Raw genomic sequence first — 12,850 nt, 5'->3', positions numbered from 1 at the left:
CCGATCACGCAAGCTGTCACTGAGACCGACCGTCTGCTAGGCTCCGGCCCTTCTTTACCCACCCGCCCATTGAGATCCCCCCGCGTGCCCGACGCCATTCTGCGCCTCGCCCTGCCTTCGCCCCTGCGCCGCCTGTTCGACTATCGGGCCCCGGCCGGCGTGCTGCGTGCGCAGTTGCAACCGGGCATGCGCCTGCGGGTGCCGTTCGGTCGGCGGGAGATGATCGGGATTCTGGTGGAAGTCACTGACACCAGCGAAGTACCGGTGGAGAAGCTCAAACCGGCGCTGGCCCTGCTCGACGCTACCGCACCGCTGCCACCCGCGCTGTTCAAGCTGTGCCTGTGGACTGCCCAGTATTATCAGCACAGTCTTGGCGACACCTTGAGCTGGGCACTGCCGGTGCTGCTGCGTCAGGGCGAATTGGCTGAGGCGCGACAGGAGCGCTTCTGGTCCGCTGCCCCCGGCGCCAGCCTCGATGACCCGCGCATCGCCCGCGCCCCGCGCCAGCGAGAAGCCCTGGCAACGCTGGCCCAGCATCCCCACGGCGTCGCCCATCAGTTGCTGAGCAAACTGATGCTGAGCAAGGACAGCCTCGATCTGCTGCTGGCCAAGGATCTGGTGCAGGTCGAAGTGCGCCGCCACGCCCCCGGCATACGTCACGAGCACTGGCTGGCCCAGCCCGAGCTGCCGCTCAACAGCGAGCAGCGTGCCGCCTATGAAGCGATTCGCGCCGGGTTCGACAGTTATCACGCGTTCCTGCTGGCCGGGGTCACCGGCAGCGGCAAGACCGAAGTCTATTTGCAGTTGATCCGCGAAACCCTCGAAGCCGGCAAACAGGCGCTGGTGCTGATCCCGGAGATCAACCTCGGCCCGCAGACCCTGGCCCGCTTCGAACAACGTTTCAATGCGCGCATCGCCCTGCTGCACTCGGCGGTCAACGACCGCGATCGCCTCGATGCCTGGCTCGCCGCCCGCGATGGCGAAGCCGACATTATTATCGGCACCCGCTCGGCGCTGTTCACCCCGATGAAAAATCCGGGGCTGATCATCATCGACGAAGAACACGACGGCTCCTATAAACAGCAGGAAGGCCTGCGCTACCACGCGCGGGATCTGGCACTGGTGCGCGCACGGCAGGAAAACATCCCGATCGTGCTCGGCTCCGCGACGCCATCACTGGAAAGCCTGCACAACGCCTACACCGGCCGGTACGGACTCCTGCGCCTGAACGAACGGGCCGGCGGCGCCAAACAGCCACGGTTCCTGCGCCTGGATGTGAAAAGCCGTCCACTGGACAGCGGCATTTCCGGGCCGATGCAGCAAGCCATCGGCCAGACCCTCGCCGCCGGCCAGCAGGTGCTGGTGTTCCTCAACCGCCGGGGGTTTGCCCCGACCCTGCTGTGCCACGACTGCGGCTGGATGTCCGAGTGCCAGCGCTGCGATGCGCGGATGACCGTGCACCAGCGCTATGGCGAGTTGCGCTGCCACCACTGCGGTTACGTCGAGCGCGTGCCGCGCCAGTGCCCGAAGTGCAACAAGGTCGATCTGCGGCCGGTGGGCGCTGGCACCGAACGGGCCGAGGAACGGCTGGCGATTCTGTTCCCGGACTATCCGGTGCTGCGCGTCGATCGCGACAGCACGTCGCGCAAAGATGCGATGAACCAGTTGTTCGCCACGATCCAGAAAGGTCAGCCGTGCATTCTGGTCGGCACCCAGATGCTGGCCAAGGGGCACCACTTTCCCCGGGTCACCCTGGTCTCGATCCTCGATGCCGACGGCGGACTGTTCTCCGGCGACTTCCGCGCCAGCGAGCGCATGGCGCAGTTGATCGTGCAGGTTGCCGGGCGCGCCGGGCGGGCGGAGGAGCCGGGCAAGGTGATCATCCAGACCCACCTGGCCGACCATCCTTTATTGGTGCAACTGACCGAACAGGGTTACTTCGCCTTCGCCGAGCAGGCCCTGAGCGAACGCCGCGCCGCCGGTCTGCCGCCGTTCGCCCACCTCGCCCTGCTGCGCGCCGAGGCGCACAAGCCGGGGCAGGCCGAAGGTTTTCTCGATGAAGCGTGCAGCGAGGCCGAGCGTTTGCTGGCCGAACAAAACCTGAGCGGCATTGAACTGCTGGGGCCGGTGCCGGCGCCGATGGAGCGCCGCGCCGGGCGTTTCCGCGCGCAGCTGCTGTTGCAGGCCACGGCCCGGGCGCCACTGCACCGGTTGCTGGCGAGCTGGCTGCTGGTGCTGGAACAGATGCCGAGCGGCCGGGCGGTGCGCTGGTCGCTGGATGTCGATCCGGTGGATCTGTACTGACCGGGCAAAACCGCTCGAATTATCACCACACATCCACATCCTGCCTGCTAAGGTTGGCAAGCCCGTCTTCGCAACGGATAATGCCCAGTTTTTCCACCCGCGCATCGATGCGCCGCCGCGCTTGCGGTCGAAAGAGAAGACCATGAAAGACACCATTCGCCAGCTGATCCAACAAGCCCTCACCCAACTCGTCAACGAAGGTGTGTTGCCTGAAGGCCTGACGCCGGCGATCCAGGTGGAAAACGCCCGGGACAAGACCCACGGCGATTTCGCCAGCAACATCGCGATGATGCTGGCCAAGCCTGCGGGCATGAAGCCGCGCGACCTGGCAGAAAAAATCATCGCCGCCCTGCCGGCCGACGAGAACGTCACCAAGGCCGAAATCGCCGGCCCCGGCTTCATCAACTTCTTCCAGAACACCCAAGCGCTGGCCTCGCGCCTCGACGCCGCCCTGGCTGACGCTCACGTTGGCGTGCGCAAGGCCGGCCCGGCGCAACGCACCGTGGTCGACCTGTCGGCGCCGAACCTGGCTAAAGAGATGCACGTCGGCCACTTGCGCTCGACCATCATCGGCGACGGCGTGGCCCGTGTGCTCGAATTCCTCGGCGATACCGTGATCCGTCAGAACCACGTCGGCGACTGGGGCACCCAGTTCGGCATGCTGATGGCGTATCTGCAGGAAAACCCGATCACCAGCGACGAACTGTCGGACCTGGAAAACTTCTACCGCGCCGCCAAGCAGCGCTTCGACGAATCCCCGGAGTTCGCCGATCGCGCCCGTGGCCTGGTGGTCAAGCTGCAGGCCGGCGATGCCGAATGCCTGGCGCTGTGGACCAAGTTCAAGGACATCTCGCTGTCGCACTGCCAGAAGATCTACGAACTGCTTAACGTCAAACTGACCATGGCCGACGTGATGGGCGAAAGCGCCTATAACGACGACCTGATCAACGTGGTCAACGACCTGAAAGCCGCCGGCATGCTGGTCGAAAGCAACGGCGCCCAGTGCGTGTTCCTCGACGAATTCAAGAACGCCGAAGGCGAACCGCTGCCGGTGATCATCGTCAAGGCTGACGGCGGCTACCTGTACGCGACTACCGACCTGGCCGCCGTGCGCTACCGCAGCGGCAAACTGAAGGCCGACCGTGCGCTGTACTTCGTCGACCAGCGTCAGGCCCTGCACTTCCAGCAAGTGTTCGCCGTGGCGCGCAAGGCCGGTTTTGTGACCCATCCGATGGAAATGGAGCACATGGGCTTCGGCACCATGAACGGCGCCGACGGCCGTCCGTTCAAGACCCGTGACGGCGGCACCGTGAAGCTGATCGATCTGCTGACCGAAGCGCAAGAACGTGCCTACAGCCTGGTGAAGGAAAAGAACCCTGAGCTTGCTGAAGACGAACTGCGCGCCATCGCCAAAGTAGTCGGCATCGGCGCGGTGAAGTACGCCGACCTGTCGAAGCACCGCACCAGCGACTACAGCTTCAACTTCGACCTGATGCTCAACTTCGAAGGCAACACCGCGCCATACCTGCTGTACGCCTACACTCGCGTGGCCGGCGTATTCCGCAAACTGGGCAAGGATTTCAGCGAAGTCGACGGCCAGATCGTCCTCGAAGCCGCGCACGAACAGGAACTGGCGGCCAAACTGGCGCAGTTCGGTGAAGTGCTGAACAACGTCGCGGAAAAGGGCACGCCGCACACCCTGTGCACCTACCTGTACGACGTGGCCGGCCTGTTCTCCAGCTTCTACGAGAACTGCCCGATCCTCGCCGCCGAGACCCCGGCACAAATGCAAAGCCGTCTGCGCCTTGCCGCGCTGACCGGCCGTACCCTCAAGCAAGGCCTGGAACTGCTCGGCCTGGAAACCCTGGAGCGTATGTAAGTTGGCTGCCAAGAAAAAACCTGCACCCAAGCGTGGCGCCAGCCGTTACCAAGCTCCAGCGAAGCAGCCGATTCCGGGCTGGCTGTGGATGGCCATCGGCCTGACGGTCGGTGCGTTCATCGTGTTCCTGATGAAACTGGAGCCGGGCAAGGGCAGCGACACGGTCAAGCGCGAGAAGGTCGAGCAACAGCAACAACAGAAAGCCACCAAGATCGCCGAGGCCAACAAGACCCCGCCGAGCCCGACGCAACCGGTGAAGCCGAAGTACGACTTCTACACCTTGCTGCCGGAATCGGAAGTGATCGTGCCGCCTGACGCCGTGCCGGAGAAAACCCTGCCGACGCCACAGGTGCCGGCGATCCCGACTACGCCGGTCACCCCGGCGGAAGCGGCGAAGATCGACACGGCGCGCGCCCAGGCTGCACTGGCCGGGATCACCCCGCCGCCAGCGCCTCCGGTGACCAAGGCTGCGCCAGTGACCAAGTTCTTCCTTCAGGCCGGCTCGTTCCGCAAGCAGACAGATGCCGACAAGGTCCGCGCGCAGATCATTCTGCTCGGCCAAGCGGTCGCGGTTGAATCCGGGACGGTGAAGGATGAAACCTGGTATCGCGTACTGGTCGGCCCGTTCAGCAACCGCGAACAACTGACCACCGCCCAGAAACAACTGGCGGGCGCAGGGTTCAGCAACCTGTTGTTACAACAACGCCAGAGCCGCTGATTCCCCCTGAATGATCCTTCCCGCGCGCTGCGTGGGGAGGATCAGCGCAACACCACCGCTCGTCCCCTCTCCCTCCCCGCAGTTGAAATCCTCTCCACCACCCCCATATGAATGGGCATAAGGCATTTTCGCCCCGCAGTGTGGAGACTCTTCCCTTGACCACCATCGTTTCAGTCCGCCGCCACGGCAAAGTCGTCATGGGCGGCGACGGCCAGGTTTCTCTCGGCAACACCGTGATGAAAGGCAACGCGAAGAAAGTTCGTCGCCTGTACCACGGCCAGGTCATCGCCGGTTTCGCCGGTGCCACCGCCGACGCCTTTACCCTGTTCGAACGTTTCGAAGGCCAGCTCGAGAAACATCAGGGCCACCTGATCCGCGCCGCCGTCGAACTTGCAAAAGAATGGCGCACCGACCGCTCCCTGAGCCGCCTCGAAGCGATGCTCGCGGTCGCCAACAAGGACGCCTCCCTGATCATCACCGGCAACGGTGACGTGGTCGAACCCGAAGACGGCCTGATCGCCATGGGTTCCGGTGGCGCCTATGCGCAAGCCGCCGCCAGCGCCCTGCTGAAGAAGACCGACCTGTCGGCCCGCGAAATCGTCGAGACCGCTCTCGGCATCGCCGGCGACATCTGTGTATTCACCAACCACACCCAGACCATTGAGGAGCAGGATCTCGCTGAATAAGCCTGACGCGCCCCTGTGCCACGGCTTGTTTCTGCTTGAGGACCGTCAATTATTATGTCCATGACTCCCCGCGAAATCGTCCACGAACTCAACCGCCATATCATCGGCCAGGACGATGCCAAGCGCGCCGTCGCGATTGCCCTGCGCAACCGCTGGCGCCGCATGCAGCTGCCTGAAGAGCTGCGCGTTGAAGTGACCCCGAAGAACATTCTGATGATCGGCCCGACCGGTGTCGGTAAAACCGAGATCGCCCGTCGCCTGGCCAAGCTGGCCAACGCGCCGTTCATCAAGGTCGAAGCGACCAAGTTCACTGAAGTCGGCTACGTCGGCCGTGACGTCGAATCGATCATCCGTGATCTGGCCGATGCCGCGATCAAGATGCTGCGCGAGCAGGAAATGACCCGCGTGCGCCACCGCGCCGAAGACGCCGCCGAGGACCGCATCCTCGACGCCCTGCTGCCGCCGGCACGCATGGGCTTCGGCAACGAAGACGCGCCGACCCAGGATTCCAACACTCGCCAGCTGTTCCGCAAGCGCCTGCGCGAAGGTCAGCTGGACGACAAGGAAATCGAGATCGAAGTCGCCGAAATGGCCGGCATCGAGATCGCCACGCCGCCGGGCATGGAAGAAATGACCAACCAGCTGCAGTCCCTGTTCGCCAACATGGGCAAGGGCAAGAAGAAGGCCCGCAAGCTCAAGGTCAAGGAAGCGCTGAAACTGGTGCGCGATGAAGAAGCCGGTCGCCTGGTCAACGAAGAAGAGTTGAAGGCCAAGGCCCTGGAAGCGGTCGAGCAGCACGGCATCGTGTTCATCGACGAAATCGACAAGGTCGCCAAACGCGGCAATGTCGGCGGCGCCGATGTCTCCCGCGAAGGCGTACAGCGTGACCTGCTGCCGCTGATCGAAGGCTGCACCGTCAACACCAAGCTGGGCATGGTCAAGACCGACCACATCCTGTTCATCGCCTCCGGTGCGTTCCACCTGAGCAAGCCGAGCGACCTGGTGCCGGAGCTGCAAGGACGTCTGCCGATCCGCGTCGAACTCAAGGCCCTGAGCCCGGAAGACTTCGAGCGCATCCTCAGCGAACCGCACGCCTCGCTCACCGAGCAGTACTGCGCGCTGCTGAAGACCGAAGGCCTGAACATCCAGTTCCAGCCTGAAGGCATCAAGCGTCTGGCGGAGATCGCCTGGCAGGTCAACGAGAAGACCGAGAACATCGGTGCCCGTCGCCTGCACACGCTGCTCGAGCGTCTGCTGGAAGAGGTGTCGTTCAGTGCCGGTGATCTGGCCAGCGCCCACGACGACAAGGCGATCCTGATCGACGCCGAGTACGTCAACAGCCACCTGGGTGAATTGGCGCAGAACGAAGACCTGTCCCGTTATATCCTGTAAGCCATACTTACAGTGGTCGTGAAACTGTGGGAGCCATCGGCTCCCACAATTTTTTTCACCTGACGGAACGCCGGCGATGACCCAACTCCCCACCGACATCAAACTGCACAAAGCCTCGAAAACCCTGTCGCTCAAATACGCGTCCGGCGAGGAATACACCCTGCCCGCCGAGTTCCTGCGCGTGCACTCCCCCTCCGCCGAGGTCCAGGGCCACGGCAAACCGATCCTGCAATTCGGCAAGCTGCACGTCGGCCTGACCAAGGTAGAACCGGCCGGTCAGTACGCACTGAAACTGACCTTCGACGACGGTCATGACAGCGGCCTGTTCACCTGGGATTACCTCTACGAACTGGGGCGACGTTATGACGCACTCTGGGCGGATTATCTGGCCGAGCTCAAAGCCGCCGGCAAAACCCGCGACCCGGACGAGTCCGTCGTCAAGCTGATGCTCTAGTCCGCGCCTCGGGCTGTTTAGAGGGCATTTTCTAAATTCATCTGTTTGAATGCTCCGCTGAAGCGGCCCGGGATCGGCTGCTTGCGAAAAAAATTAAACTCGGGTAACCAATGGAGCTGGCAAGTTCCCTGCAGTGCTCTACGACTGTAAAGCAGCTATGCAGAATCAACGGTCACCCGAGCAGTAGTACCTGGCATTGGCTGTGGAACTGCACAGCAGAAACCGGGTACTCGTCTCAGGACAATGGAGCGTCGTAGATGAGTAACAAGAATAACGATGATTTGAAGTACCAAGCCTCGGAAAACACCCTGGGGCTGAATCCTGTCGTTGGGCTTCGCGGAAAGGATCTGCTGGCCTCTGCTCGAATGGTGCTGACCCAGGCCATCAAACAACCGATCCATAGTGTCAAACACGTCACTCATTTCGGCATCGAACTGAAGAACGTGCTGTTCGGCAAATCAGAACTGCAACCGGCAAGCGATGACCGTCGCTTTGTCGACCCGGCGTGGAGTCAGAACCCGCTGTACAAACGTTACCTGCAAACCTACCTGGCGTGGCGCAAGGAACTCCATGCCTGGATCGACGACAGCAGCCTCTCGCCCAAGGACATCGCGCGCGGCCACTTCGTGATCAACCTGATGACCGAAGCCATGGCGCCGACCAACACCGCGGCCAACCCGGCGGCGGTCAAACGCTTCTTCGAAACCGGCGGCAAGAGCCTGCTCGACGGCCTCTCGCATCTGGCCAAGGATCTGGTACACAACGGCGGCATGCCGAGCCAGGTCAACATGGGCGCCTTCGAGGTCGGCAAGACCCTGGGCGTGAGCGAAGGCGCGGTGGTGTTTCGCAACGACGTGCTGGAGCTGATCCAGTACAAGCCGATCACCGAGCAAGTACACGAGCGCCCGCTGCTGGTAGTGCCGCCGCAGATCAACAAGTTCTACGTATTTGACCTGAGCCCGGACAAGAGCCTGGCGCGCTTCTGCCTGCGCAACAATGTGCAGACCTTTATCGTCAGCTGGCGCAACCCGACCAAGGAACAGCGCGAGTGGGGCCTCTCGACCTACATCGAAGCCCTGAAGGAAGCCGTCGACGTGGTCACCGCGATCACCGGCAGCAAGGACGTCAACATGCTGGGCGCCTGCTCCGGCGGCATCACCTGTACCGCCCTGCTCGGCCACTACGCCGCCACCGGCGAAAACAAGGTCAATGCCCTGACCCTGCTGGTCAGCGTGCTCGACACCACCCTGGACAGTGACGTCGCCCTGTTCGTCGACGAGCAGACCCTGGAGATGGCCAAGCGTCATTCGTACCAGGCCGGCGTGCTCGAAGGCAAAGACATGGCCAAGGTCTTCGCCTGGATGCGCCCCAACGACCTGATCTGGAACTACTGGGTCAACAACTACCTGCTGGGCAACGAGCCGCCGGTGTTCGACATCCTGTTCTGGAACAACGACACCACCCGGTTGCCGGCGGCGTTCCACGGCGACCTGATCGAGATGTTCAAAAACAATCCACTGACCCGCCCCGATGCACTGGAAGTGTGCGGTACGCCGATCGACCTCAAAAAGGTCACGGCCGACATCTTCTCGCTGGCCGGCACCAACGACCACATCACCCCGTGGAAGTCCTGCTACAAGTCGGCGCAGCTGTTTGGCGGCAAGGTGGAATTCGTGCTGTCCAGCAGCGGGCATATCCAGAGCATTCTGAACCCGCCGGGCAACCCGAAATCGCGCTACATGACCAGCGACGAAATGACCGCCAATGCCGATGACTGGCAGGAAAACTCGACCAAGCACGCCGACTCCTGGTGGCTGCACTGGCAGGCCTGGCAGGCGGCGCGTTCGGGCGAACTGAAAAAGGCCCCGACGAAGCTGGGTAACAAGGCGTTCCCGGCAGGCGAAGCCTCGCCGGGCACATACGTACACGAGCGGTAACCGACATCTGTGGGAGCGAGCTTGCTCGCGAAGGCGGACTGACATTCAACATTGAAGTCGACTGATCCGCCGCTTTCGCGAGCAAGCTCGCTCCCACAGTTAAAGATGAGATAGAGATTTCACCCACAGGGCCCTGAAGCATGCCGCAACCGTTCATCTTCCGTACCGTCGAGCTGGATGGCCAGACCATCCGCACGGCGGTTCGCCCCGGCAAGCCTCACTTGACGCCCTTGCTGATTTTCAACGGCATCGGCGCCAACCTGGAGCTGGTGTTTCCTTTTGTCGCGGCGCTGGATCCGGACCTGGAAGTGATCGCCTTCGACGTGCCCGGTGTCGGTGGTTCTTCGACGCCGAGCCGGCCGTATCGCTTTCCGGGCCTGGCCAAACTCACGGCACGGATGCTCGATTACCTCGACTACGGCCAGGTCAATGTGATCGGTGTGTCCTGGGGTGGCGCGCTGGCGCAGCAGTTCGCCCATGACTATCCCGAGCGCTGCAAGAAGCTGGTACTGGCCGCCACGGCGGCAGGCGCGGTGATGGTGCCGGGCAAGCCGAAGGTGCTGTGGATGATGGCCAGTCCGCGTCGCTACATCCAGCCGTCCCATGTGATCCGCATCGCCCCGATGATCTACGGCGGCTCGTTCCGTCGCGACCCGACGCTCGCCGCCAGTCACGCGGCCAAGGTGCGTTCGGCGGGCAAGCTCGGCTACTACTGGCAGCTGTTCGCGGGTCTTGGCTGGACCAGCATTCACTGGCTGCACAAGATCCACCAGCCGACCCTGGTGCTGGCCGGCGACGATGATCCGCTGATCCCGCTGATCAACATGCGCCTGCTCGCCTGGCGCATCCCCAACGCGCAATTGCACATCATTGATGACGGGCATCTGTTCCTCATCACCCGGGCCGAAGCCGTGGCGCCGATCATCATGAAATTTCTCCAGGAGGAACGCCTTCGCGCAGTGATGCACCCCCACCCGACACCGCTGGGCAGATAACCGGCCCGGTCCGGTTTTCTGGACAGCTACTTGCAACACGCGTGGCAGGACGCCGCGCAGGCAACAAGCCGCAACAGCGTCTATGGTGTTCTGGTTCGGTGTGTTTGTTTTTGACCTGAAGACGAAGGAGTGTTGAGTCATGCGCGACAAACCCGCGACGGGCGTAGTGCCCAGTCCCGCCGTTTTCATCAATGCACAAAGTGCAATGACCGGCCTGCGAGGCCGCGACCTGATTTCGACGTTGCGCAGCGTAGCCGCCCATGGTCTGCGCAACCCCATTCACAGCGCGAAGCACGCGTTGAAACTCGGTGGCGCGCTCGGACGCGTGCTGCTCGGTGAAACCCTGCACCCGACCAACCCCAATGACAGCCGGTTCGCCGATCCGGCCTGGAGTCTCAACCCGTTTTACCGCCGGGGCCTGCAGGCCTATCTGAGCTGGCAGAAACAGGTGAAGAGCTGGATCGACGAAAGCAGCATGAGCGACGACGACCGCGCCCGTGCGCACTTCGCTTTTTCCCTGATCAACGACGCCGTGGCGCCCTCCAACACGCTGCTCAATCCACTGGCGATCAAGGAGCTGTTCAACTCCGGCGGCCACAGTCTGGTGCGCGGGCTGAGCCATCTGTTCGATGACCTGCTGCACAACGACGGCCTGCCGCGTCAGGTGACCAAACAGGCTTTCGAAGTCGGCAAGACGGTCGCCACCACCACCGGTTCGGTGGTGTTTCGCAACGAACTGCTCGAGCTGATCCAGTACAAGCCGATGAGCGAAAAGCAGTATTCGAAACCGCTGCTGGTTGTGCCGCCGCAAATCAACAAGTACTACATTTTCGACCTGAGCCCGAGCAACAGCTTCGTCCAGTACGCCCTGAAGAACAGCCTGCAGACCTTCATGATCAGTTGGCGCAACCCGGACGTTCGTCATCGCGAATGGGGCCTGTCGACCTACGTCGAGGCCGTGGAAGAAGCGATGAACATCTGCCGGGCCATCACCGGCGCCCGCGAGGTCAACCTGATGGGTGCCTGCGCCGGCGGGCTGACCATCGCTGCGCTGCAGGGGCACTTGCAGGCCAAGCGGCAGCTGCGGCGGGTCTCCAGCGCGACCTATCTGGTGAGCCTGCTCGACAGTCAGATCGACTCCCCGGCGACGCTGTTCGCCGATGAGCAGACCCTCGAGGCGGCCAAGCGGCGCTCCTATCAGAAAGGCGTGCTGGACGGTCGCGACATGGCCAGGGTGTTCGCCTGGATGCGGCCCAACGATCTGATCTGGAGCTACTTCGTCAACAACTACCTGCTGGGCAAGGAGCCGCCGGCGTTCGACATCCTCTACTGGAACAACGACAGCACCCGTCTGCCCGCCGCGTTTCATGGCGACCTGCTGGACTTCTTCAAGCACAACCCGCTGATTCATTCGGGCGGCCTGGAAGTCTGCGGCACACCGATCGACCTGCAGAAAGTCACGGTCGACAGTTTCAGCGTGGCCGGCATGAACGACCACATCACGCCCTGGGACGCGGTGTATCGCTCGACCCTGCTGCTGGGTGGCGAGCGGCGCTTCGTGCTGTCCAACAGCGGCCACGTCCAGAGCATTCTCAACCCGCCGAGCAACCCCAAGGCTAACTACGTCGAAAACGGCAAGATGAGCAGCGACCCACGCGCCTGGTACTACGACGCGAAAAAAGTCGACGGCAGCTGGTGGCCGCAGTGGCTGGACTGGGTCCAGCAGCGCTCCGGCACCCTGCGCGAAACCCAGATGGCCCTTGGCAACGCGAACTATCCACCGATGGAGGCGGCGCCCGGCACTTACGTGCGCGTGCGCTGACCGGCCCCAACCGCCCTTTAAGAAGACTGGATGAAAACAAGCGAACGGATCCTCGAATGTGCCCTGCAGTTGTTCAACGAAAAGGGCGAGCCGAACGTCTCCACCATGGAGGTTGCCAATGAAATGGGGATCAGCCCCGGAAACCTCTACTACCACTTCCACGGCAAGGAGCCGCTGATTCTCGGGCTGTTCGAGCGCTTTCAGAGCGAGTTGGCGCCCCTGCTCGACCCGCCCGCCGATGTCGAACTGGCACCGGAGGATTACTGGCTGTTCCTGCATTTGATCGTCGAGCGGCTGGCACAGTACCGGTTCCTGTTCCAGGACCTGTCGAACCTGGCCGGACGCCTGCCGAAACTGGCCAAGGGCATTCGCAACTTTCTCAACGTCCTGAAGCGCACGCTGGCGTCACTGCTGGCGCGGTTGAAGGCCTCGGGGCAACTGGTCAGCGATACCCAGGCATTGGGGCAACTGGTGGAGCAGATCACCATGACGCTGCTGTTCTCGCTGGACTATCAGCGGATTCTTGATCGCGAGGGTGAAGTGAGGCTGGTGGTTTACCAGATCATGATGCTGGTTGCGCCGCACTTGTTGCCGCCGGTGAAGGTGGCGACGGAGCGGATGGCTTTGCAATATCTCGAAGATCACGAGTGACCGCACAAACAA

General features: G+C 62.6%; 10 protein-coding genes. All 10 read left to right on the top strand.

From position 1 onward, the window contains the following. The first annotated feature begins 84 nt into the window (after positions 1–84). The 10 genes from ACKLNA_RS15675 (at position 85) to ACKLNA_RS15630 (ending at position 12,838) form a co-directional block, all read left to right on the top strand. The gene (locus ACKLNA_RS15675; RefSeq protein WP_408986363.1) at positions 85–2,304 is read left to right on the top strand and encodes a primosomal protein N'; all 2,220 of its coding nucleotides are present in this window, start codon (positions 85–87) and stop codon (positions 2,302–2,304) included. Positions 2,305–2,446: 142 nt separating this feature from the next. Then, positions 2,447–4,183 carry an arginine--tRNA ligase gene (gene argS / locus ACKLNA_RS15670; protein WP_408986362.1) on the top strand — a complete coding sequence of 579 codons (1,737 nt, stop codon included), beginning with the start codon at positions 2,447–2,449 and terminating at the stop codon, positions 4,181–4,183. A 1-nt stretch (position 4,184) separates the two neighbouring features. Beyond that, the gene (locus tag ACKLNA_RS15665) at positions 4,185–4,901 is read left to right on the top strand and encodes an SPOR domain-containing protein (RefSeq protein ID WP_085711050.1); all 717 of its coding nucleotides are present in this window, start codon (positions 4,185–4,187) and stop codon (positions 4,899–4,901) included. A gap of 155 nt (positions 4,902–5,056) precedes the next feature. Then, entirely contained in the window at positions 5,057–5,587 is a 531-nt protein-coding gene (hslV, locus tag ACKLNA_RS15660) for an ATP-dependent protease subunit HslV (RefSeq protein ID WP_007968352.1), read from the top strand. 54 nt (positions 5,588–5,641) lie between these two features. After that, entirely contained in the window at positions 5,642–6,979 is a 1,338-nt protein-coding gene (hslU, locus tag ACKLNA_RS15655) for an ATP-dependent protease ATPase subunit HslU (protein WP_085711049.1), read from the top strand. A 76-nt stretch (positions 6,980–7,055) separates the two neighbouring features. Then, positions 7,056–7,433 (top strand): gamma-butyrobetaine hydroxylase-like domain-containing protein, encoded by a 378-nt coding sequence (locus ACKLNA_RS15650; RefSeq protein WP_085711048.1) that lies wholly within the window; start codon positions 7,056–7,058, stop codon positions 7,431–7,433. Positions 7,434–7,690: 257 nt separating this feature from the next. After that, positions 7,691–9,370, top strand: a complete 1,680-nt coding sequence (gene phaC / locus ACKLNA_RS15645; RefSeq protein ID WP_408986361.1) for a class II poly(R)-hydroxyalkanoic acid synthase — start codon at positions 7,691–7,693, stop codon at positions 9,368–9,370. A 140-nt stretch (positions 9,371–9,510) separates the two neighbouring features. Continuing rightward, positions 9,511–10,365, top strand: coding sequence for a poly(3-hydroxyalkanoate) depolymerase (gene phaZ, locus ACKLNA_RS15640; protein ID WP_408986360.1), 855 nt, complete (start codon positions 9,511–9,513; stop codon positions 10,363–10,365). 139 nt (positions 10,366–10,504) lie between these two features. Continuing rightward, the gene (phaC, locus tag ACKLNA_RS15635; RefSeq protein ID WP_408986359.1) at positions 10,505–12,187 is read left to right on the top strand and encodes a class II poly(R)-hydroxyalkanoic acid synthase; all 1,683 of its coding nucleotides are present in this window, start codon (positions 10,505–10,507) and stop codon (positions 12,185–12,187) included. Positions 12,188–12,217: 30 nt separating this feature from the next. Further along, complete coding sequence (locus tag ACKLNA_RS15630) at positions 12,218–12,838, top strand: TetR/AcrR family transcriptional regulator (protein ID WP_085711045.1); 621 nt, start codon at positions 12,218–12,220, stop codon at positions 12,836–12,838. Positions 12,839–12,850 lie beyond the last annotated feature (12 nt).

It is taken from the genome of Pseudomonas sp. UV AK001 (genome assembly GCF_046097675.1).
Classification (GTDB): Bacteria; Pseudomonadota; Gammaproteobacteria; order Pseudomonadales; family Pseudomonadaceae; genus Aquipseudomonas; species Aquipseudomonas kribbensis.
This window is presented reverse-complemented; position numbering and strand designations above follow the sequence as displayed.

What these genes read in the sequence shown, in the direction of transcription:
- argS (WP_408986362.1), top strand. Translation starts at nt 2,447, where the DNA reads ATGAAAGACACCATTCGCCAGCTGATCCAACAAGCCCTCACCCAACTC.
- hslU (WP_085711049.1), top strand. Translation starts at nt 5,642, where the DNA reads ATGTCCATGACTCCCCGCGAAATCGTCCACGAACTCAACCGCCATATC.
- ACKLNA_RS15650 (WP_085711048.1), top strand. Translation starts at nt 7,056, where the DNA reads ATGACCCAACTCCCCACCGACATCAAACTGCACAAAGCCTCGAAAACC.
- phaC (WP_408986361.1), top strand. Translation starts at nt 7,691, where the DNA reads ATGAGTAACAAGAATAACGATGATTTGAAGTACCAAGCCTCGGAAAAC.
- phaZ (WP_408986360.1), top strand. Translation starts at nt 9,511, where the DNA reads ATGCCGCAACCGTTCATCTTCCGTACCGTCGAGCTGGATGGCCAGACC.
- phaC (WP_408986359.1), top strand. Translation starts at nt 10,505, where the DNA reads ATGCGCGACAAACCCGCGACGGGCGTAGTGCCCAGTCCCGCCGTTTTC.
- ACKLNA_RS15630 (WP_085711045.1), top strand. Translation starts at nt 12,218, where the DNA reads ATGAAAACAAGCGAACGGATCCTCGAATGTGCCCTGCAGTTGTTCAAC.